Source organism: Atlantibacter sp. MEI4A-1023, assembly GCF_056155425.1.
This window is the reverse complement of record NZ_CM149568.1, coordinates 2052164-2071705: the sequence shown is the minus strand read 5'-3', so window position 1 is coordinate 2071705 and position 19542 is coordinate 2052164. Positions and strand designations below refer to the sequence as shown.

22 protein-coding genes and 1 other annotated feature are annotated in these 19542 nt (G+C 55.9%); of the genes, 12 read left to right on the top strand and 10 right to left on the bottom strand.

Features of this window, described 5'->3' with window-relative positions; genetic code table 11:
• Positions 1-39: 39 nt before the first annotated feature.
• The 3 genes from rluB to rnm all read right to left on the bottom strand — a co-directional run bounded on the left by rluB (position 40) and on the right by rnm (position 2519).
• Positions 40-924 carry a 23S rRNA pseudouridine(2605) synthase RluB gene (gene rluB / locus ACVV26_RS10045; protein WP_125294360.1) on the bottom strand — a complete coding sequence of 295 codons (885 nt, stop codon included), beginning with the start codon at positions 922-924 and terminating at the stop codon, positions 40-42.
• Positions 925-1020: 96 nt separating this feature from the next.
• Positions 1021-1641: an L-threonylcarbamoyladenylate synthase gene (locus ACVV26_RS10040; protein WP_474801302.1), complete on the bottom strand. Its 621-nt coding sequence runs from the start codon at positions 1639-1641 to the stop codon at positions 1021-1023.
• Positions 1638-2519 carry an RNase RNM gene (gene rnm, locus ACVV26_RS10035; RefSeq protein ID WP_474801301.1) on the bottom strand — a complete coding sequence of 294 codons (882 nt, stop codon included), beginning with the start codon at positions 2517-2519 and terminating at the stop codon, positions 1638-1640. Before rnm ends, ACVV26_RS10040 begins: the two co-directional genes overlap by 4 nt.
• A gap of 158 nt (positions 2520-2677) precedes the next feature.
• Positions 2678-2772, top strand: a sequence feature (Trp leader region).
• Positions 2773-2794: 22 nt separating this feature from the next.
• Between rnm and ACVV26_RS10030 the strand changes: the two genes are divergently transcribed.
• Genes ACVV26_RS10030 through trpA form a run of 5 tightly spaced genes read left to right on the top strand, consistent with a single transcriptional unit; the run spans position 2795 to position 9327 of the window.
• Complete coding sequence (locus ACVV26_RS10030) at positions 2795-4357, top strand: anthranilate synthase component 1 (RefSeq protein ID WP_474801299.1); 1563 nt, start codon at positions 2795-2797, stop codon at positions 4355-4357.
• On the top strand, positions 4357-5952 hold the full coding sequence (trpD, locus tag ACVV26_RS10025; protein WP_474801298.1) for a bifunctional anthranilate synthase glutamate amidotransferase component TrpG/anthranilate phosphoribosyltransferase TrpD: 1596 nt from the start codon (positions 4357-4359) through the stop codon (positions 5950-5952). Before ACVV26_RS10030 ends, trpD begins: the two co-directional genes overlap by 1 nt.
• A gap of 3 nt (positions 5953-5955) precedes the next feature.
• Positions 5956-7314 carry a bifunctional indole-3-glycerol-phosphate synthase TrpC/phosphoribosylanthranilate isomerase TrpF gene (gene trpCF, locus ACVV26_RS10020; protein ID WP_474801296.1) on the top strand — a complete coding sequence of 453 codons (1359 nt, stop codon included), beginning with the start codon at positions 5956-5958 and terminating at the stop codon, positions 7312-7314.
• 10 nt (positions 7315-7324) lie between these two features.
• Positions 7325-8518 carry a tryptophan synthase subunit beta gene (gene trpB / locus ACVV26_RS10015; RefSeq protein ID WP_474801295.1) on the top strand — a complete coding sequence of 398 codons (1194 nt, stop codon included), beginning with the start codon at positions 7325-7327 and terminating at the stop codon, positions 8516-8518.
• On the top strand, positions 8518-9327 hold the full coding sequence (gene trpA / locus ACVV26_RS10010; RefSeq protein WP_474801294.1) for a tryptophan synthase subunit alpha: 810 nt from the start codon (positions 8518-8520) through the stop codon (positions 9325-9327). The genes trpB and trpA overlap by 1 nt, the downstream gene beginning before the upstream one ends.
• Before the next feature lie 188 nt (positions 9328-9515).
• Here the strand turns inward: trpA and ACVV26_RS10005 are convergent, their stop codons facing one another.
• Together ACVV26_RS10005 and ompW are read right to left on the bottom strand one after the other, a co-directional pair.
• Positions 9516-9752, bottom strand: a complete 237-nt coding sequence (locus ACVV26_RS10005; RefSeq protein WP_474801292.1) for a hypothetical protein — start codon at positions 9750-9752, stop codon at positions 9516-9518.
• Positions 9753-10019: 267 nt separating this feature from the next.
• The gene (gene ompW, locus ACVV26_RS10000) at positions 10020-10652 is read right to left on the bottom strand and encodes an outer membrane protein OmpW (RefSeq protein WP_312978891.1); all 633 of its coding nucleotides are present in this window, start codon (positions 10650-10652) and stop codon (positions 10020-10022) included.
• A gap of 272 nt (positions 10653-10924) precedes the next feature.
• Between ompW and ACVV26_RS09995 the strand changes: the two genes are divergently transcribed.
• From ACVV26_RS09995 to yciA, 4 genes are read left to right on the top strand one after another with little or no spacing between them, the layout of a single operon-like run.
• Entirely contained in the window at positions 10925-11326 is a 402-nt protein-coding gene (locus tag ACVV26_RS09995; protein ID WP_474801291.1) for a YkgJ family cysteine cluster protein, read from the top strand.
• Between the two features lie 26 nt (positions 11327-11352).
• On the top strand, positions 11353-12096 hold the full coding sequence (locus ACVV26_RS09990) for a YciC family protein (RefSeq protein WP_474801290.1): 744 nt from the start codon (positions 11353-11355) through the stop codon (positions 12094-12096).
• Between the two features lie 59 nt (positions 12097-12155).
• Complete coding sequence (locus tag ACVV26_RS09985; RefSeq protein WP_474801289.1) at positions 12156-12695, top strand: septation protein A; 540 nt, start codon at positions 12156-12158, stop codon at positions 12693-12695.
• Positions 12692-13093 carry an acyl-CoA thioester hydrolase YciA gene (gene yciA / locus ACVV26_RS09980; RefSeq protein ID WP_474801288.1) on the top strand — a complete coding sequence of 134 codons (402 nt, stop codon included), beginning with the start codon at positions 12692-12694 and terminating at the stop codon, positions 13091-13093. Before ACVV26_RS09985 ends, yciA begins: the two co-directional genes overlap by 4 nt.
• 42 nt (positions 13094-13135) lie before the next feature.
• On the opposite strand, the gene tonB is transcribed toward yciA, so the two are convergent.
• Positions 13136-13870, bottom strand: coding sequence for a TonB system transport protein TonB (tonB, locus tag ACVV26_RS09975; RefSeq protein ID WP_474801286.1), 735 nt, complete (start codon positions 13868-13870; stop codon positions 13136-13138).
• A 213-nt stretch (positions 13871-14083) separates the two neighbouring features.
• Between tonB and ACVV26_RS09970 the strand changes: the two genes are divergently transcribed.
• The gene (locus ACVV26_RS09970) at positions 14084-14380 is read left to right on the top strand and encodes a YciI family protein (RefSeq protein ID WP_254488415.1); all 297 of its coding nucleotides are present in this window, start codon (positions 14084-14086) and stop codon (positions 14378-14380) included.
• A gap of 54 nt (positions 14381-14434) precedes the next feature.
• Here the strand turns inward: ACVV26_RS09970 and ACVV26_RS09965 are convergent, their stop codons facing one another.
• The gene (locus ACVV26_RS09965) at positions 14435-14608 is read right to left on the bottom strand and encodes a YciY family protein (RefSeq protein WP_312978877.1); all 174 of its coding nucleotides are present in this window, start codon (positions 14606-14608) and stop codon (positions 14435-14437) included.
• Positions 14609-14752: 144 nt separating this feature from the next.
• Between ACVV26_RS09965 and cls the strand changes: the two genes are divergently transcribed.
• Together cls and ACVV26_RS09955 are read left to right on the top strand one after the other, a co-directional pair.
• Positions 14753-16213 (top strand): cardiolipin synthase, encoded by a 1461-nt coding sequence (gene cls, locus ACVV26_RS09960; protein WP_474801284.1) that lies wholly within the window; start codon positions 14753-14755, stop codon positions 16211-16213.
• A gap of 34 nt (positions 16214-16247) precedes the next feature.
• Positions 16248-16577 carry an HI1450 family dsDNA-mimic protein gene (locus tag ACVV26_RS09955; RefSeq protein ID WP_183171560.1) on the top strand — a complete coding sequence of 110 codons (330 nt, stop codon included), beginning with the start codon at positions 16248-16250 and terminating at the stop codon, positions 16575-16577.
• 23 nt (positions 16578-16600) lie between these two features.
• Here ACVV26_RS09955 and ACVV26_RS09950 read toward each other — a convergent pair whose 3' ends face one another.
• From ACVV26_RS09950 to ACVV26_RS09940, 3 genes are all read right to left on the bottom strand, one after another.
• On the bottom strand, positions 16601-17434 hold the full coding sequence (locus tag ACVV26_RS09950) for an ion transporter (protein WP_474801282.1): 834 nt from the start codon (positions 17432-17434) through the stop codon (positions 16601-16603).
• A gap of 111 nt (positions 17435-17545) precedes the next feature.
• The gene (oppF, locus tag ACVV26_RS09945; protein WP_474801281.1) at positions 17546-18550 is read right to left on the bottom strand and encodes a murein tripeptide/oligopeptide ABC transporter ATP binding protein OppF; all 1005 of its coding nucleotides are present in this window, start codon (positions 18548-18550) and stop codon (positions 17546-17548) included.
• Positions 18547-19539, bottom strand: coding sequence for an ABC transporter ATP-binding protein (locus tag ACVV26_RS09940; protein WP_474801280.1), 993 nt, complete (start codon positions 19537-19539; stop codon positions 18547-18549). Before ACVV26_RS09940 ends, oppF begins: the two co-directional genes overlap by 4 nt.
• Positions 19540-19542 lie beyond the last annotated feature (3 nt).

Below are 19542 nucleotides of genomic sequence, written 5' to 3'. Positions count from 1 at the left end.
TCGCCTTAAGCGACCATTTCTGTTTATGAGCAAAGGCGATTATCTTTCGCGGGTTTTCTTCACTGCCGGGCCGCTGCTGCGGCGCGCGGTCGTCTGGCCGTGACGCTTCACCGCACGGCGGATCTGGTTCGCCTTCATGCGACGACGATCTTTTTCTACCGCCACTTTGCTGCTGGTTTCAGCAGGCAGGCCTACCAGCTCGCGCAGGTAGTTGGTTTGCGCTAAGTCCAGCTCGGTATAACCGCCGCGCGGCAGACCTTTCGGCAGCGGGATATCGCCGTAGCGCACGCGGATCAGACGGCTAACCTGTACGCCTACCGCTTCCCACAGACGACGCACTTCACGGTTGCGCCCTTCGGTCAGGGTGACGTTGTACCACTGGTTAATACCTTCACCGCCGGTGAATTTAATGGTTTTGAACGCCGCCGGGCCATCTTCAAGCTGAACGCCGCGCGCCAGATCGTTAACTTTGCTGTCTTCAACCTGACCAAACACGCGTACCGCGTATTCCCGTTCCACTTCACGGCTCGGGTGCATCAGACGGTTAGCCAGTTCACCATCGGTGGTGAACAACAGCAGACCGCAGGTATTCACGTCCAGACGCCCTACCGCAATCCAGCGCGCGCCGCGCAGCTTCGGCAGACGGTCAAACACCGTCGGGCGGCCTTCCGGATCGTTACGGGTGCACAGCTCGCCTTCCGGCTTGTAATACGCCAGCACACGGCAGATCTGCTCGGCGGATTCTTTAATTGAAATCAGGTGGCCATCAATACGAATTTTTAGCGCGCTGTTAACTTCAACGCGATCGCCCAGGGTGGCAATTTTGCCATCAACGCTGACGCGACCGGCAGAGATCATGGTTTCGAGTTCGCGGCGCGAACCGTGACCTGCGCGGGCCAATACTTTCTGTAGCTTTTCGCTCATGGAGCTTCCTTAAGATGTCGCCTTCCCAGGCGTCGAATGGGGAAGGCGGCAGTCACCCGCCGCCTTTAAGGCCGCGTAGTATAGCGGCTCAGGGCATTACAGGAAAGGCTTAACGTCGCCAACCCCTTCACGTATCACCACCGGGGAATCGTCGGTTAAATCAATGACCGTGGTGGGCTGCTGGCCGAGGTAGCCGCCGTGAATAATCAAATCGACCACTTTTTCCAGGCGGTTTTTGATCTCTTCCGGGTCGGATTCAGTAAATTCGCTACCCGGCAGCATCAGCGAGGTGGACAGCATCGGCTCGTTCAGCGTTTCCAGCAGGGCCAGCGCAATCGGGTTCGACGGCACGCGCAGGCCGATAGTCTTACGCTTTTCCTGTAACAACCGGCGCGGCACGTCTTTGGTGCCCTTCAGGATGAAGGTGTAATTGCCCGGCGTATTGTTTTTAATCAGGCGAAACGCCACGTTATCCACAAACGCATAGGTCGACAGCTCCGACAGGTCGCGGCACATCAGGGTGAAGTTGTGGCCGTTCGGCAACTGACGAATACGGCAAATGCGCTCCATCGCGCCCTTATCTTCCAGCTTACAGCCTAACGCGTAGCCGGAATCGGTGGGGTAAACGATCACACCGCCTTTACGCACAATGTCCACGGCCTGGTTGATCAGCCGCGGCTGCGGGTTGTCCGGATGAACATAAAAAAACTGACTCATACTGCCCTCTCTTTACTCGATTCTGGCGCGTCCCAGCGCTGCCAGACAGGCTGAAGGCCTTCGGGAAGCCAGAGTTTGCGGCCCAGCTCGATCCACGGGCAAGGCTGATGAAAATCCGATCCCTGTGATGCCAACAGTCCGAATTGGGTTGCATACGCGGCAAGCTTCGCGCGCTCGTCGGGCGCTTGCTGGCACTGCGCCACTTCCATCGCGTCGCCGCCCTGTTCGGCAAAATGCCCCAGCAAACGCTTAAGCCACTTCGCCGACAGCCGGTAACGCCCCGGATGGGCAACCACCGCCAGACCGCCAGAATGGTGAATCACATCAATAGCTTGTTTTATTGTACACCACTGCGGCGGCACATAACCGGTTTTCCCACGGGCTAAATAGTGTTTAAACACGTCAGCCATCGAATTGGCGCGCCCGTCCTCTATTAAAAATTTGGCAAAATGACCGCGCGTGACCGTTCCGCCGTCCGCCAGGCGCAACGCACCTTCCCAGGCACCGGGAATACGCGCTTTCTCCAGCCGTTCGGCGATCATTTCTGCACGGCGGTTGCGGCGCGCATGTTGTTCGCCAAGGAATTCAATTAACGCAGGGTGTTCAATATCGATGTTCAGCCCGACGATGTGAATCTCATGGTTTTCCCACAGCGTGGAAATTTCACTGCCGTTGATCAGTTGCAGAGGCAGTTGCTGTCGGGCGATTTCCCGATGTGCAGCGGGCAGGCCTGCGGTAGAGTCATGATCGGTAATAGCGAGGGTCGTCACGCCCATCTCAACGGCGCGGTGCACCAGTTGTTCCGGCGTGAGCGCGCCATCAGAGGCAACCGTATGGCTGTGTAAATCATAAATCACAGCATTAGCAGAAGAATTCAAAACAGCTCCAGCACGTGTGGCATAGCATTTGGGCGTCTATCATAACGATTCCCGATGATTTTCTACAATCGGGGTTGACAATGAACGCGCGAACCAGTTAACTAGTACGCAAGTTCACACAAGACAGGTATCTGAAGATGAAAGCAAACATGATTGTTAACCGCTGGTGGCGCACTTCCTGACTCAGGGCAGTGAATCCACTGTGCGCCACGCACACCAGATACCCAGCCCGCCTTCAAGCGGGCTTTTTTTTGAACAGAATAATGAGAACCGATATGCAAACCCAGAAACCCGCGTTGCAACTCCAGGCTTACGAAGCCGCCTATCGCGATAATCCGACCGCGCTGTTTCATCAGCTTTGCGCTTCTCGCCCTGCCACGCTGCTGCTGGAATCGGCGGATATCGACAGTAAAGACTCGTTAAAAAGCCTGTTGTTGGTGGACAGCGCGCTGCGCATTACGGCGCTGGGTGACACTGTCACCATTGACGCGCTGACCGCTAACGGCGCAGCGCTGTTGGATTTACTGGATAAAGCGCTGCCTGCCGGGATCGACAATCAAATCCTGGCCCAGGGCCGCGTGCTGCGCTTCCCGCCGGTGAGCGCGCTGCTGGATGAAGACGCGCGCCTGTGCTCGCTGTCGGTGTTCGATACCTTCCGCCTGTTACAGGAACTGGTCACCGTTCCGGCAGAAGAGCGGGAAGCCATGTTCTTCGGCGGATTGTTTGCCTACGACCTTGTTGCCGGTTTTGAAGAGTTGCCTGCGGTAGAGCAGCATAACCGCTGCCCGGACTACTGCTTCTACCTGGCAGAAACCCTGTTGGTTATCGACCATCAGAAAAAATATATCCGCATTCAAACCAGCCAGTTCACCCCGTCAGACAGCGAAGCGCGTCGTCTGGCGCAGCGTATTGACGAAATCACCCAGCAGTTGAATCAGCCTGCAGAGCCGCTACCGGTGGAAACCGTGCCGACCCTGCGCTGCGAATGCAACCAGAGCGATGAAGAGTACGGCGCGGTAGTACGCGATATGCAAAAAGCGATTCGCGCCGGGGAAATTTTCCAGGTGGTGCCGTCGCGCCGGTTTACGCTGCCCTGCCCGTCGCCGCTCGCCGCCTATGAGACGCTGAAAAACAGCAACCCCAGCCCGTACATGTTTTTTATGCAGGATAACGATTTCACGCTGTTCGGCGCATCGCCGGAAAGCTCGCTGAAATATGACGCCGTGTCCCGCCAGATTGAAATCTACCCGATTGCCGGCACCCGTCCGCGCGGCCGCCGCGCCGATGGCTCGCTGGACCGCGACCTGGATAGCCGTATCGAACTGGAAATGCGCACCGACCATAAAGAACTCTCTGAGCATTTGATGCTGGTGGATCTGGCACGTAACGACCTGGCGCGCATCTGCACGCCTGGCAGCCGCTACGTAGCGGACTTAACCAAAGTTGACCGTTACTCCTTCGTGATGCACCTGGTATCACGCGTAGTGGGCGAACTGCGCCGGGATCTGGATGTGCTGCACGCCTATCGCGCCTGCATGAACATGGGCACCCTGAGCGGCGCGCCGAAAGTCCGCGCTATGCAGCTTATCGCGGCGGCGGAAGGCACGCGGCGCGGCAGTTACGGCGGCGCGGTCGGCTATTTCACCGCCCACGGCGATCTGGATACCTGCATTGTGATCCGTTCGGCCTATGTAGAAGATGGCATCGCCACCGTCCAGGCGGGCGCGGGCGTGGTGCTCGACTCGGTACCACAGTCAGAAGCAGATGAAACACGTAATAAAGCTCGCGCGGTGTTGCGCGCAATCGCCACGGCACACCACGCACAGGAGATTTTCTAATGGCCGACATTCTGCTGCTCGATAATATCGACTCGTTCACCTATAACCTGGCCGATCAGCTGCGGGCCAGCGGGCACAATGTGGTGATCTACCGTAACCATGTTCCGGCACAGACCTTAATTGATCGGCTGGCGACCATGAAAAGCCCGGTACTGATGCTCTCCCCTGGCCCGGGCACGCCGTCAGAAGCAGGCTGTATGCCGGAACTGCTGACCCGGATGCGCGGCAAGCTGCCGATTATTGGCATCTGCCTCGGCCATCAGGCGATTGTCGAAGCCTACGGCGGCTACGTGGGCCAGGCCGGGGAAATCCTGCACGGCAAAGCCTCCAACATTACTCACGACGGGGAAGCCATGTTCGCCGGGTTGCCCAATCCGCTGCCGGTGGCGCGCTACCATTCGCTGGTGGGCAGCAACGTCCCGGCGGGCCTGACCATCAACGCCCACTTCAACGGGATGGTGATGGGCGTGCGCCACGATGCGGATCGCGTGGTCGGCTTCCAGTTTCACCCGGAATCAATCCTGACCAGCCAGGGCGCACGCCTGCTGGAGCAAACCCTCGCCTGGGCGCTGAAATCGCTGGAAGAGAAAAATACTATTCAGCCGATCCTCGACAAGCTGTATCAGGCGCAAACCCTGAGCCGCGAAGAGAGCCACCAGCTGTTCTCGGCGATTGTGCGCGGCGAGCTGAAGCCGGAACAGCTGGCGGCGGCGCTGGTCAGCATTAAAGTACGCGGCGAACATCCGAATGAAATCGCCGGGGCCGCGACGGCGCTGTTAGAGAACGCCGCGCCTTTCCCGCGCCCGGATTACCTGTTTGCCGATATCGTTGGCACCGGCGGCGACGGCAGCAACAGCATCAATATATCTACCGCCAGCGCTTTTGTGGCGGCTGCGGTCGGAATGAAGGTGGCGAAACACGGCAACCGCAGCGTTTCCAGCCGTTCGGGTTCATCGGATCTGCTGGCGGCGTTCGGTATCAATCTGGATATGAACGCCGATTTATCACGTAAAGCGCTGGATGAACTGGGCGTTTGCTTCCTGTTCGCCCCGAAATACCACACCGGCTTTCGTCACGCCATGCCGGTCCGTCAGCAGTTGAAAACCCGCACCCTGTTTAATGTGCTGGGGCCGCTGATTAACCCGGCGCACCCGCCGCTGGCGCTGATTGGCGTTTACAGCCCGGAACTGGTGCTGCCGATTGCCGAAACCCTGCGCGTGCTGGGCTATCAGCGCGCCGCCGTGGTGCACAGCGGCGGAATGGATGAAGTGTCGTTGCATGCCCCGACCCTGGTGGCGGAGCTGCATAACGGCGAAATCAAAAGTTATCAGCTGACCGCCGACGACTTTGGCCTGACGCCTTATCATCAGGACGCGTTACTGGGCGGTACGCCGGAAGAAAACCGTGACATTCTGACCCGCCTGTTACAAGGTAAAGGCGAGAGCGCCCATGAGGCCGCCGTGGCCGCTAACGTCGCGATGCTGCTGCGTTTGCACGGCGAAGAGGATCTCAGGGCAAACGCTCAACGGGTTATCGAGGTGCTGCGCAGTGGTGCCGCTTATGATCGTGTTACCGCATTGGCAGCGAGAGGATAAATCATGCAAACCGTGTTAGCGAAAATCGTCGCCGACAAAGCCATTTGGGTGGAAGCGCGCAAAGCACAGCAACCGCTGGCCAGCTTTCAGAATGACATTGTGCCGAGCCAGCGCCATTTTTACGAGGCGTTGCAGGGTGCGCGGACCGTCTTTATTCTCGAATGTAAAAAGGCGTCCCCGTCCAAAGGCGTGATCCGCAATGACTTCGACCCGGCGCGTATCGCAGGCGTTTATAAGCACCACGCTTCGGCGATTTCGGTATTGACCGATGAGAAATATTTCCAGGGCAGCTTTGACTTCCTGCCCATCGTCAGCCAGATCGCTCCACAGCCGGTGCTGTGCAAAGATTTTATTATCGATGCCTACCAGATTTACCTGGCGCGCTACTATCAGGCCGACGCCTGCCTGCTGATGCTCTCCGTGCTGGACGACGAGCAGTACCGTCAACTGGCGGCCGTGGCCCACAGCCTGAAAATGGGTGTGCTGACCGAAGTCAGTAATGAAGCGGAGCTGGAACGCGCGATTGCGCTGGAAGCGAAAGTGGTCGGCATTAACAACCGCGACCTGCGCGACCTGTCGATTGATCTGGACCGCACCCGCCAGTTGGCACCGCGCCTCGGCGCAGGCGTCACGGTGATCAGCGAGTCCGGCATTAACAGCTATGCCCAGGTGCGCGAACTCAGCCATTTCGCCAACGGTTTTCTGATCGGCTCTGCCCTGATGGGCCATGACGACCTCAACGCCGCGGTACGCCGCGTGCTGTTGGGCGAAAATAAAGTCTGCGGCCTGACCCGCCCTCAGGATGCGCAAGCCGCGTATGAAGCGGGCGCAATCTTCGGCGGGCTGATTTTCGCATCGTCATCTCCGCGCTACATCTCACCGGAGCAGGCCCGTACGGTAATCGCTGCCGCACCGCTGCGCTATGTGGGGGTGTTCCGCGACAGCGCCCTTCAGGAGGTTGCGGAAATCGCCAAAACCCTGAATTTATCTGCCGTGCAGCTGCATGGTAGCGAAGACCAGGCCTATATCAGCGCCCTGCGCGAAGCCTTGCCCGACGACGTGGCAATCTGGAAAGCGCTCAGCGTGGCGCACAGCCTTCCGGCGCGGGATTTACAGTCTGTCGACCGCTATGTGTTCGATAACGGCCAGGGCGGCAGCGGCCAGCGTTTCGACTGGTCGTTACTGGCAGGTCAACGGCTCGATAACGTATTACTGGCAGGCGGACTGGGCGCGGATAACTGCGTCGATGCGGCCAAACTCGGTTGCAGCGGGTTAGATTTCAATTCCGGCGTGGAAAGCGCGCCGGGTATCAAAGACAGCAACAAGCTGGCGGCGGTATTCAAAACGCTGCGGGCCTATTAAGGAAGAGACCATGACAACATTACTGAACCCCTATTTTGGTGAATTCGGCGGTATGTATGTTCCGCAGATCCTGATGCCTGCCCTGCGCCAGCTTGAAGAAGCGTTTGTCAGCGCACAGAAGGACCCTGAGTTCCAGGCGCAGTTTACCGATCTGCTGAAAAACTACGCCGGTCGCCCAACTGCGTTGACCAAATGCCAGAACATCACGGAAGGCACCCGCACCACGCTATATCTGAAGCGTGAAGATTTACTGCACGGCGGCGCGCATAAAACCAACCAGGTGCTGGGCCAGGCGCTGCTGGCGAAGCGGATGGGTAAAACCGAAATCATCGCCGAAACCGGCGCAGGCCAGCACGGCGTGGCCTCTGCCCTGGCGAGCGCCCTGCTCGGCCTGAAATGCCGCATCTATATGGGTGCGAAAGACGTGGAGCGCCAGTCGCCGAACGTGTTCCGTATGCGTCTGATGGGCGCGGAAGTGATCCCGGTGCACAGCGGTTCCGCTACGCTGAAAGACGCCTGTAACGAGGCGCTGCGCGACTGGTCCGGCAGCTACGATCGCGCCCACTATATGCTGGGCACCGCAGCGGGCCCGCACCCGTTCCCGACCATCGTGCGTGAATTCCAGCGCATGATTGGCGAAGAAACCAAAGCGCAAATTCTCGAAAAAGAAGGCCGTCTGCCGGATGCAGTGCTGGCCTGTGTGGGCGGCGGATCTAACGCCATCGGCATGTTCGCGGACTTTATTGAAGAAGAGAGCGTGGGGCTGATTGGTGTAGAGCCAGCCGGCCACGGTATCGAAACCGGCGAACACGGCGCGCCGTTGAAGCATGGCCGCGTAGGGATTTACTTCGGCATGAAATCGCCGATGATGCAGACCGAAGACGGGCAAATCGAAGAGTCCTATTCCATTTCTGCCGGTCTGGATTTCCCGTCTGTCGGCCCACAGCATGCGTATCTGAACAGCACAGGCCGCGCGGATTATGTGTCGATTACCGATGATGAAGCGCTGGAAGCGTTTAAAACCCTGTGCCTGAAAGAAGGGATTATCCCGGCGCTGGAATCCTCACACGCGCTGGCTCACGCCCTGAAAATGGCGCAGGAGAATCCGGAAAAAGAGCAACTGCTGGTGGTTAACCTCTCTGGCCGTGGCGACAAAGACATCTTCACTGTTCACGATATTTTGAAAGCAAGAGGGGAAATCTGATGGAACGTTATGAGCAGTTGTTTAAGCAGCTTGAAGCCCGTAAGGAAGGGGCGTTTGTACCTTTCGTCACCCTCGGCGACCCCTCTCCGGAACAGTCACTGCGCATTATCGACACGCTGATCGACGCGGGCGCGGATGCACTGGAGCTGGGCATCCCGTTCTCTGACCCGCTGGCGGATGGCCCAACGATCCAGAACGCCACCCTGCGTGCTTTTGCGTCCGGCGTTACTCCAGCGCAGTGTTTTGAAATGCTGGCGGCCATCCGCCAGAAACACCCGCAGATCCCGATTGGCCTGCTGATGTACGCTAACCTGGTGTTCAGCAACGGCATCGACGCGTTTTACCAGAAATGCGCCCAGGTGGGTGTGGATTCGGTGCTGGTGGCGGATGTGCCGGTAGAAGAATCCGCGCCGTTCAGCGAAGCGGCGCTGCGCCATAACGTGGCACCGATTTTCATCTGCCCGCCGAATGCCGATGATAATCTTCTGCGCCAGATTGCCTCACGCGGTCGCGGCTATACTTATCTGCTGTCTCGCGCAGGCGTTACCGGTGCGGAAAACCGCGCCAGCGTGCCGCTGAATCATCTGATCGACAAGCTGGCCGAATACCATGCTGCACCACCGTTGCAGGGCTTTGGGATCTCTGAGCCGTCGCAGGTAGAAGCCGCAATTAGCGCAGGCGCTGCCGGAGCGATTTCTGGCTCTGCCATCGTGAAGATTATTGAGAAGAACCTCAACGATCACAGCGCGATGCTAAGCGAACTGAAGGCCTTTGTGCAAAGCCTGAAAGCCGCTACCCGCCAGGGATGATCGCCCCGCTATAAGGCCCCTGATTCAGGGGCTTTTTTATTTCTGCGAATAACAGGCGATGTCATTGAGCTGATGCGATGAGCGCGGAGATAGCGGAACATGCCCGGAAAGCGGCGGTTATTATTTTTCACCCGCAAACCGATACAGAGCAGACTGGGATGGACGCAAAACCTGTTGAGAGCGGCAGGTTATTCCAGCGGCGCTTTAGCGATATAACGCGCCATACGGCATGCCGATGACAGAGGCAAGGTGCTGACTTTATTAATATGAAACGGCGGATGAGCCGCAGTAAGCCGGCTGGATAATTCATCAATGGCGGCGGCGGCCGTTAATAATAAATTCTTATCAATAACGCACTGGTCGCGTTCACCTTCCACAATCATCCTGAGATAATCCGCAAATTCTTGATATTTTTCGATATTCATTGCTGCTCTCCCTGAAATGGCACTGATTCAATCTTATTGCTGAAGGATCCGTCACGCCTGCCGGAAATCGCTATCAATGCGATAGGAAGTAACATTTATGTTAAAACCAATAGTATTCATAACAACTACCCGAACGATTTCAGTTTATTTTTTTACTGCTTCCCAGAAAGTGTAGCCGGGATAAAAACTGGCCGACGAGCGGCCAGTTTATGACTTACCAAAAATTGACCCGCCTCAATTCTTTACTGCGTCAGAGGCTAAGGAAAATTAAAAACGGTATCCTGCCGAGAACATAAACACCCAGGGATCAATACGGGTTTTAATATTCTGCTGCTCGCCTGCCGCTTTGAATTTCACTTCAGTATCGATATCCATGTACCAGACAGACATGTTAATCAGCCAGTCCGGATTGATAAGGTAATCGAGGCCGACCTGACCCGCCGCGCCCCAGGAGTCTTTAACACTCAGGTCGCTTAGCTGCGCGTCCTTACCGGTGTCGTTGAATTTGGTATCAAAGAACGTGGTGTAGTTCACCCCAACGCCAACATACGGACGCGCTTTGCTGGAGGCATCGCCAAAGTACCACTGCGCCATGAGTGTCGGCGGTAGCTGGTGAACGGTCGCCAGATCGCCTGTCGGGCCCAGACCGACTTTATGACGAAACGGCGTCGCTGCCAGCAGTTCCACGCCGATATTGTCCGTCGCCATCCAGGTGAACGTCAGGCCCAGTTGGGTATCATTACTGACGTTAAACCCCCCCATGCCCAGTACATTCTGCGAACCTTCCGTTGGGCGCACCGTCGCGGTTCCCGCGCGCATAAAAAATTCACCTGCTTCGTGAGCTGGCGCAACACCCGAAAAACAACCCAAAAGTGCCAATGCCACTGTCAGCTTCTTCATATCCATTCCCTCTTTGTGGTTTTATTTGCGCGGTGAATATACCTACAAAGAAGTAATAAGTGATCTCGGTTCGATCACACTTATTTTGTAAATTTAACATTTATTGATTTAGATTAATTTTTACATGCCTTTCACCCATCAACACTTTGCATCCACATCAATCGCCAGATTACAGAACAAATAAAATTTATTTTTAACATCTTGCGTGCACCGTTAAGGCTGGCTAACGTGATAACTCCTCTTTAAGCGAATGCGTTGAGTGCGGGTGTACGATGAGTAATGAATGCTTGTCTTGCGGTGCCTGTTGTGCGTTTTTTCGTGTCTCTTTTTACTGGGCGGAAGCCGATGATGCCGGGGGTCTGGTCCCTGCTGAACTGACGGAGCCTGTCAGCCCTTTTCTTCGCTGCATGCGCGGCACCAACCAGCGCCAGATCCGTTGCGTGGCGCTCCGGGGTGAACCGGGGATTAACGTGAGCTGTGCGATTTATCAGCAGCGGCCTTCTCCGTGCCGGGAATTTACCCAGTCGGGTGAAAACGGCGTCACCGAAGACGCCTGTAACCGCGCCCGCGCCCATTACGGTTTGCCGCCGCTGTATGGTACAGATTTACTGAGCTTGACCATTCACAGTGCTGCAAGTGACAGCCCATCCAGGTTACAATTGCCGCCAGATTAATACGGCAATCAACTCAAGGAGAGTGCATGTCTATCACGGCAAAATCCGTTTACCGTGACACGGGGAATTTTTTTCGCAATCAGCTGGTTACTATTCTGCTGATCGCGCTGTTATGTGCCTTTATTACCGTTCTTTTTGGGCATGCCTTTTCACCCAGCGAAGAACAGCTGTCGATTCTTAGCGAGGGCGATAATTTAACCGGGAGCGTTGGGCTGTTTGAACTGGTGCAAAATATGACGCCAGAGCAGCAACAGGTGTTACTGCGCGCCTCAGCGGTGTCGACGTTTTCCGGCCTGTTCGGGAACGCGATCCTCGCGGGCGGCATTTTATTGCTGATCCAGATGGTTTCCGCCGGACAACCGGTGAGCGCCCTGCGCGCGATTGGTGCCAGCGCGCCGGTTTTGCCGCGCATGTTTCTGCTGATTTTACTGACCACGCTCTTAGTGCAAATCGGCATTATGCTGATCGTTTTGCCGGGCGTGATTCTGGCGATTGTGCTTTCGCTGGCGCCGATCATGCTGGTGCAGGATAAAGTGGGTATTTTCCAGGCGATGCGTAACAGTATGCGCCTGGCCTGGAGCAATATGCGCCTGGTCGCTCCGGCGGTGATGAGCTGGCTGCTGGCGAAAACTGCCCTGCTGCTGATGGCCTCCGGCTTTGCGGCGCTGACTCCCCAGGTGGGTGCGATTGTGGCGAACACGCTGAGCAATTTAATTTCAGCGCTGCTGCTAATCTATCTTTATCGCCTGTACATGCTGTTACGCCAATAACCTGTCCCTGCTCCTGGCTGTTGCGTTATAGTCAGGAGCCTTTCGTTACGGAATCGATTATGAAGCAGTTTCTCGACTTTTTACCGCTGATTGTCTTCTTTGCGTTTTATAAGCTTTACGACATTTATGCCGGAACCGCGGCGCTGATTGTCGCCACCGCCGTGGTGCTGGTTTATAGCTGGTTTAAATACCGCAAGATTGAAAAAATGGCATTAATTACCTTTGTTCTGGTGGCGGTATTTGGCGGCCTGACGCTGTTTTTCCACAATGATGAATTTATTAAATGGAAAGTCACCGTGATTTACGCGCTGTTTGCCAGCGCCTTGCTGATTAGCCAGTGGATCATGAAAAAGCCCCTGATCCAAAGTATGCTTGGCAAAGAATTGACGCTGCCGCAGACGGTGTGGTCGCGGTTGAATATCGCCTGGGCGCTGTTCTTTATTGCCTGTGGCCTCGCCAATATTTATATCGCGTTCTGGCTGCCGCAAAGCGTGTGGGTCAATTTCAAAGTCTTTGGCCTGACGGCGTTAACCCTGGTGTTCACGCTGTTAAGCGGGATTTATATTTACCGCCATATGCCTCAGGAAGAGAAAAAATGAGTAATGAGCAAGCTGCGCCGCAGGGGGAACTGGTATTACGTACGCTGGCGATGCCAGCGGATACCAACGCCAACGGGGATATTTTTGGCGGCTGGCTGATGTCGCAAATGGATATTGGCGGCGCAATTATGGCGAAAGAGCAGGCGCATGGCCGCGTGGTGACCGTGCGCGTTGACGGGATGACCTTTCTGCGCCCGGTCGCGGTAGGCGATGTCGTCTGCTGCTACGCCAGTTGTATCAAGCGCGGCAACACCTCAGTGACCATTAACGTGGAAGTGTGGGTGAAGAAAGTCTCTTCCGAACCTATCGGCCAGCGTTATAAAGCCACCGAAGCGCTGTTTATTTATGTCGCGGTGGACGAACAGGGGAAACCCCGACCATTACCCACCTTAAAGTAAAAAAAGCACGCCAGATGGCGTGCTTTTTATTTATGGAGAGGGTTATTCCACCGTCGCGCCGCCATTGATGCGGAACACAATGTTCACCACCAGCCCATTACCCGGTTTACCCGGCTCATAGCGCCATTTGCGCATCGCGTTTTTCACTTCTCGCTCGAACATGTTGGTGGGTTTGGCAGACAACACCTGGATGTTATCTACCCGGCCATCGGCACCCACGTCGAATTTCACCCGGACATTACCTTCCATCCGCAGCGCAAAGGCACGCGCCGGATAGGTCGGCTGGTTGCGGCTCACCGCGCGGGGACCTGACGGCGCGACCACGGCAGGCGCAGGCGCAGCCGGACGGTTTGTCACCGTTTTCGCCGGCGTTTTATTCTCGAATGGCGAGGCGGCGCGCGGCTCGGCGGGCTTCACTTCGCGCTTCGGCTGCTCTTCCACTTTTTTCACTGGCTTAGGCTTCGGTTTTGGCTTCGGCTTCGGCTCGGGTTTGTGGATCACCACCGGCGCTTCTTTCGGTGGCTCCGGCAGCGGTTCAGGCTCTGGCTCCGGTTCAACCACCGGTTCCGGTGGTGGCGGCTCGACCACCGGCTGCGGCGGCTCAAGCACTTCCGGCGCAACCATTGTCACGGAGATAGGCTGCGACGGCGCAGGCAATTCAATAACCTGATGTACCGAGGTATAAAGTAGCCCCGCCACTACGGCACCATGTACCGCCACTGACAGCAGCGTTGGCCATGGAAAACGACGAGGTAAATCGAGGGTCATTGAAGTCATAGCAATTTCGTTAAATGAGCAATGGGTCGATTTTAAATGCAAATAGCAATCATATTCAACAACGCATCACCCATTGATGTAAATCTCGTCTGGCAAACCTCAAAAACACCCGGAATATGTTAAGGAATTAGCAGGGAGTTTATCTTTACGTTGCAGGATCAGGCACTTTCCAATACCGTAAACGCTCTTACGATTTTTAAAGGAACTCTGCCTGTGCTTTACGTGATTTACGCTGAAGATAATGCTGATTCTCTGGAAAAACGTTTGTCGGTGCGCCCTGCTCACCTGGCTCGTCTGCAATTGCTGCGGGATGAAGGGAAATTGCTGACCGCCGGGCCGATGCCGGCTGTCGACAGCAATGAACCTGGCGCTGCGGGTTTTACCGGTTCAACGGTTATCGCTGAATTCGAATCGCTCGAAGATGCCGAGGCCTGGGCCCAGGCAGATCCTTATATCGCGGCAGGCGTATATAAAACCGTTTCGGTGAAGCCGTACAAAAAGGTTTTCTGAGCAGACGAGTAAAAAATCATTGGGCACCGCATGCGGTGCCCTCTTTTTTTGCGCTTACATCGCGTGGATTGCAAACAGTAAAGTGCCGCGTTGACGATTAACAATGCACTTTCTGATGGCGTGGATCCGCATATTGCGTCGCGACTGCGCTTCCAGCCAGCGCGATTTGCGCCGCTGAGTCTGGCGTAACATCCGCCAGCGCCCAACCTCAGTTCTACTACGCCTCATGACTACTACTCTTGATAAGAACAGACGCGTCATTATAGACCCTTCCGGGTGGCTTCATAGGGGTTTTCTGGCGCATTTTCTGTTTGATGGATGGCGACTTGTGCGTACACTCATAAGACAGCGAATCAAAAGGATTTTCAGGATATGACGACTTTCTACACCGTGATGAGTTGGCTGGTGTTTTTGGGTTATTGGCTGCTTATTGCCGGTGTGACACTGCGTATTTTGATGAAACGCCGCGCCGTTCCCTCCGCCATGGCCTGGCTGCTGATTATTTATATTCTTCCGCTGGTTGGAATCATCGCTTATTTATCGTTCGGCGAACTGCATCTCGGTAAACGCCGGGCCGAGCGCGCCCGCGCGATGTGGCCTTCTACGGCAAAATGGCTGCATGAATTAAAAGCCTGCAAACATATCTTCGCCGAAGAGAACAGTGAGGTGGCGAGCTCGCTTTTCCAGCTGTGTGAACGGCGTCAGGGCATCAGCGGCGTTAAAGGCAACCAACTTCAGTTACTGACGGATTCCGACGATGTAATGCAGGCGCTCATCCGCGATATCCAGCTCGCCCGCCACAATATTGAGATGGTTTTTTATATCTGGGCACCGGGCGGCATGGCCGATCAGGTCGCGGAGTCATTAATGGCGGCGGCAAGGCGCGGCGTGCATTGCCGCTTAATGCTGGATTCCGCCGGCAGCGTGACGTTTTTCCGCAGTCCCTGGGCGGCGATGATGCGCAATGCAGGCGTGGAAGTGGTGGAAGCGTTAAAAGTAAACCTGATGCGTGTGTTCCTGCGCCGCATGGATTTACGCCAGCATCGCAAAATGGTGATGATCGATAACTACATCGCTTATACCGGCAGTATGAACCTGGTTGATCCGCGCTTTTTTAAACAGGATGCCGGCGTGGGCCAGTGGGTGGATTTAATGGCGCGCATGGAAGGCCCGGTCGCGACCGCGATGGGCATTGTGTATTCCTGCGACTGGGAAATCGAAACCGGTAAGCGCCTGCTGCCGCCCCCGCCGGATCTCAATATTATGCCGTTTGAGCAGGCCAGCGGGCATACGATACAGACCATCGCCTCCGGGCCGGGCTTCCCGGAAGATCTGATTCACCAGGCGCTGTTAACGTCGGTGTATGCCGCACGGGAATACCTGATTATGACCACGCCCTACTTTGTGCCGTCGGATGATTTGCTGCACGCGATTTGCACCGCTGCGCAGCGCGGCGTGGATGTGAGCATTATTCTGCCGCGCAAAAATGATTCGATGCTGGTGGGCTGGGCCAGCCGCGCCTTCTTTACCGAGCTACTGGCCGCCGGGGTGAAAATTTACCAGTTTGAAGGCGGCCTGCTGCATACCAAGAGCGTACTGGTGGATGGGCAATTAAGCCTGGTGGGAACCGTCAATCTGGATATGCGCAGCCTGTGGCTCAATTTTGAAATCACGCTGGTGATCGACGACGCGGGTTTCGCCGCCGATTTAGCCGCCGTGCAGGACGATTATATTTCACGCTCCCGGTTGCTGGACGTGCGTTTGTGGGTAAAACGCCCGTTATGGCAACGGATCACCGAGCGTTTGTTTTACTTCTTTAGCCCGTTGCTGTAAAACGGGCCTCAATGAATCAATCAAGGTAGTGATGATGGAAATGGATCTGAATAATCGCCTGACGGAAGACGAAACGCTGGATCAGGCATACGATATTTTTCTCGAGCTGGCGGCGGATAACCTCGATCCGGCCGATATTATTCTGTTTAATTTGCAGTTCGAAGAGCGCGGCGGCGCAGAGCTTTTCGACCCGTCCCAGGAATGGGAACAGCATGTGGATTTCGATTTAAATCCTGATTTCTTCTCCGAAGTGGTGATTGGCCTGGCGGATAGCGAAGACGGTGAAATCACCGATGTATTTGCCCGCGTTCTGCTGTGCCGCGAAAAAGATCATAAATTCTGTCATATCCTGTGGCGTGAATAATCTGGCGCGGCGTCCGCCGCGTCTTATTCATCGATTTTTGGTAATGCTCCGCCGCATTTATTGCAATATTTCGCCGTCACCTCATGGCCCTGTGTTTTACATGTTGGGCAAACCCGCGCTTTATTTCGGTTTTGCAATTCCGTGGTCATTTGCGCGGTCAGGATCCCGGTGGGGATGGCGATAACGGAATAACCGATTAAGATCAGCAGCGACGCCACCAGCCGTCCGGCAGCGGTTTGCGGCGTAATATCGCCATAACCTACAGTGGTAACCGTCACCACTGCCCAGTACACCGCCGTCCCCAGCGTTTTAAAGCCGCTTTCTGGCCCTTCAATGCCGTACATCAGCGCCCCGGCAATCACCATCACAATGCCAATAAAACTGTAAAACAGGATCAACTGATGCCGGGCATTGACCACCGAACGCCACAGACTATTTACCGCAGGCATAATGCGCAGCAGTTTCAGGATACGGAATACCCGGATAGCCCGCATGGCCCGCCAGAGATAGACATAGCTCAGTGCAAACTCCGGCCACAGCAGCAGTACGTAGAGCGGCAGCAGCGTCAGTAAATCGATAATGCCCCAAACGCTCCACGCATAGCGGGCCGGATTGGGCCATACCCAGAGCCGCAGTAAATATTCGGCGGTGAACAGCAGCGTAAAGCCAATTTCCAGACCAACAAAGATCATCCGCTGGTAGCCGGAAGGATGATATTGGGTGCCAAAACCGGATTCGATAAATACCACAACCACGCTAAGCAGCGCGATAAAACCGCACAGCGCTTCAAAGCGCCGGCCGCTGCGGGTACGTTGATCGAATAACCGGTAATAGAGACGCGAGCGCAGCATCGCCATTTCCACACTCTCTTGATAAAAAAGGCCAGCGATTGCTGGCCCTGAGATCCTGGCATAATGCCGGAAAGCGGTCTTGATATTTATGGCTTCAGATAAACACCCGGCTGGCCCTTACAGCGGGTCAACCTTCAGACAAGAAACCGCATGACGGAAGCTGCCTTCCAACATCGGACGGGTTTTCGCGCATTCCGGCCCGGCAATCGGGCAACGGGTACGGAACACGCAGCCCGACGGCGGATTAATCGGCGACGGTAATTCCCCTTCCAGCAGCTGAATTTGCTTATTTCTCTCCAGGTCCGGGTCGGGGATCGGCACCGCCGACATCAGCGCTTTGGTATAAGGGTGCAGCGGATTGTGGTAAACCTCGTCATAAGTGCCAAGCTCTACCGCATGACCCAGGTACATCACCAGTACGCGATCGGAAATATGTTTCACCACCGCCAGGTCGTGAGCGATAAAAATCAGCGACAATCCCATTTCGCGTTGCAGTTTCTGAAGCAGGTTTACCACCTGCGCCTGAATCGACACATCCAGCGCGGAAACCGGCTCGTCGCAGATAATCAGCTTCGGCTCCAGGATCAACGCGCGCGCAATGCCGATACGCTGGCACTGACCGCCGGAAAACTCGTGCGGGTAGCGGTTAATCAGGTTCGGCAACAGCCCCACTTTCATCATCATGGCTTTCACCCGGTCCTGCACTTCCTGGCGCGGCATTTTCGGATGATAGGTGCGCAGCGGTTCGGCAATGATATCGCCGATATTCATACGCGGGTTCAGTGACGCCAGCGGATCCTGGAAAATCATCTGGATATCACTGCGCACGTCGCGCCACTCCTGCGGGTTTAACCCCATCAGGTCTTTACCGAGCCACGCCACGCGGCCGCTGGTGGCTTTAACCAGACCAATAATCGCCCGCGCGAAGGTAGATTTACCGCAGCCAGATTCCCCGACTACCCCCAGCGTTTCGCCTTCGTACAAACGCAGCGTGACGCCATCCACCGCTTTCAGGGTTTTCGGCGGCTGCCAGAACCACTGTTTGCCGTCTTTGATCTCGAAATGCACTTTAAGATCGGCGATTTCCAGCAGAACTTTTCTTTCCTGAGTCACAGCGTTCATACCAGTTCCTCCACCGGTTTAAAGCAGGCGCGCAAACGCCCTTCGGCAAATCGCTCCAGTGGCGGCATGGTGTTGCATATCTCCATAGCATGCGGACAGCGCGGCTGGAACGGGCAACCCTTCGGCAAACGCAGCAGGTTCGGCGGGTTGCCGGGAATGGTCATCAGCGACTCCCCTTCGGCGTCGAGGCGCGGAACCGCATTAATCAAACCGATAGAGTACGGATGCGCTGGCTGGTAGAACACATCGCGCGCGCGGCCATATTCCATGGTGCGCCCGGCGTACATCACCAGCACTTTGTCGCAAATCCCCGCTACCACACCGAGATCGTGGGTGATCATGATGATGGCGGTGTTAAATTCGCGCTTCAGGTCGTTCAGCAGCGTCATGATTTGCGCCTGTACCGTGACATCCAGCGCCGTTGTCGGCTCATCGGCAATCAGCAGTTTTGGACGGCACAACAAGGCCATCGCGATCATCACGCGCTGGCGCATCCCGCCGGAAAACTCGTGCGGGAACATGCGCATCCGCTTGCGGGATTCCGGCATTTTCACCGCATCCAGCATGCGCACCGACTCTTCGAACGCTTCGGCTTTGCCCATGCCCTTATGCAGCATCAGCACTTCCATCAACTGCTCACCTACCCGCATATAGGGGTTCAGCGAGGTCATCGGATCCTGGAAAATCATCGAGATTTGCTCGGCGCGCAGGCGGTTAAGCTCGCGCTCCGGCAGGTTCAGAATTTCTCTGCCGTTAAAGGTAGCGGAACCGCCGATACGGCCATTGGCCGCTAAAAGGCCCATTAGCGCAAATGCAGTTTGTGATTTACCGGAGCCGGATTCGCCGACAATACCCAGCGTCTCGCCCGCGTTGAGGCTGAAGTTGAGATCGTTCACCGCCGTTACATCACCGTCCGGGGTGCTGAACGTCACACGTAAATCTTTCACGTCTAACAGCGCCTGGCTCATAGCCTTTTCATTGGTGCTCATCAG

Coding starts and splice junctions, on each gene's coding strand:
- ACVV26_RS09985 (WP_474801289.1), top strand. CDS start 12,156: ATGAAGCAGTTTCTCGACTTTTTACCGCTGATTGTCTTCTTTGCGTTT.
- trpCF (WP_474801296.1), top strand. CDS start 5,956: ATGCAAACCGTGTTAGCGAAAATCGTCGCCGACAAAGCCATTTGGGTG.
- cls (WP_474801284.1), top strand. CDS start 14,753: ATGACGACTTTCTACACCGTGATGAGTTGGCTGGTGTTTTTGGGTTAT.
- ACVV26_RS09965 (WP_312978877.1), bottom strand. CDS start 14,608: ATGAGGCGTAGTAGAACTGAGGTTGGGCGCTGGCGGATGTTACGCCAG.
- tonB (WP_474801286.1), bottom strand. CDS start 13,870: ATGACTTCAATGACCCTCGATTTACCTCGTCGTTTTCCATGGCCAACG.
- yciA (WP_474801288.1), top strand. CDS start 12,692: ATGAGTAATGAGCAAGCTGCGCCGCAGGGGGAACTGGTATTACGTACG.
- trpD (WP_474801298.1), top strand. CDS start 4,357: ATGGCCGACATTCTGCTGCTCGATAATATCGACTCGTTCACCTATAAC.
- ACVV26_RS09940 (WP_474801280.1), bottom strand. CDS start 19,539: ATGAGCACCAATGAAAAGGCTATGAGCCAGGCGCTGTTAGACGTGAAA.
- oppF (WP_474801281.1), bottom strand. CDS start 18,550: ATGAACGCTGTGACTCAGGAAAGAAAAGTTCTGCTGGAAATCGCCGAT.
- trpA (WP_474801294.1), top strand. CDS start 8,518: ATGGAACGTTATGAGCAGTTGTTTAAGCAGCTTGAAGCCCGTAAGGAA.
- rluB (WP_125294360.1), bottom strand. CDS start 924: ATGAGCGAAAAGCTACAGAAAGTATTGGCCCGCGCAGGTCACGGTTCG.
- ACVV26_RS10040 (WP_474801302.1), bottom strand. CDS start 1,641: ATGAGTCAGTTTTTTTATGTTCATCCGGACAACCCGCAGCCGCGGCTG.
- ACVV26_RS09950 (WP_474801282.1), bottom strand. CDS start 17,434: ATGGCGATGCTGCGCTCGCGTCTCTATTACCGGTTATTCGATCAACGT.
- ACVV26_RS09990 (WP_474801290.1), top strand. CDS start 11,353: ATGTCTATCACGGCAAAATCCGTTTACCGTGACACGGGGAATTTTTTT.
- ompW (WP_312978891.1), bottom strand. CDS start 10,652: ATGAAGAAGCTGACAGTGGCATTGGCACTTTTGGGTTGTTTTTCGGGT.
- ACVV26_RS09995 (WP_474801291.1), top strand. CDS start 10,925: ATGAGTAATGAATGCTTGTCTTGCGGTGCCTGTTGTGCGTTTTTTCGT.
- ACVV26_RS10005 (WP_474801292.1), bottom strand. CDS start 9,752: ATGAATATCGAAAAATATCAAGAATTTGCGGATTATCTCAGGATGATT.
- ACVV26_RS09955 (WP_183171560.1), top strand. CDS start 16,248: ATGGAAATGGATCTGAATAATCGCCTGACGGAAGACGAAACGCTGGAT.
- trpB (WP_474801295.1), top strand. CDS start 7,325: ATGACAACATTACTGAACCCCTATTTTGGTGAATTCGGCGGTATGTAT.
- ACVV26_RS10030 (WP_474801299.1), top strand. CDS start 2,795: ATGCAAACCCAGAAACCCGCGTTGCAACTCCAGGCTTACGAAGCCGCC.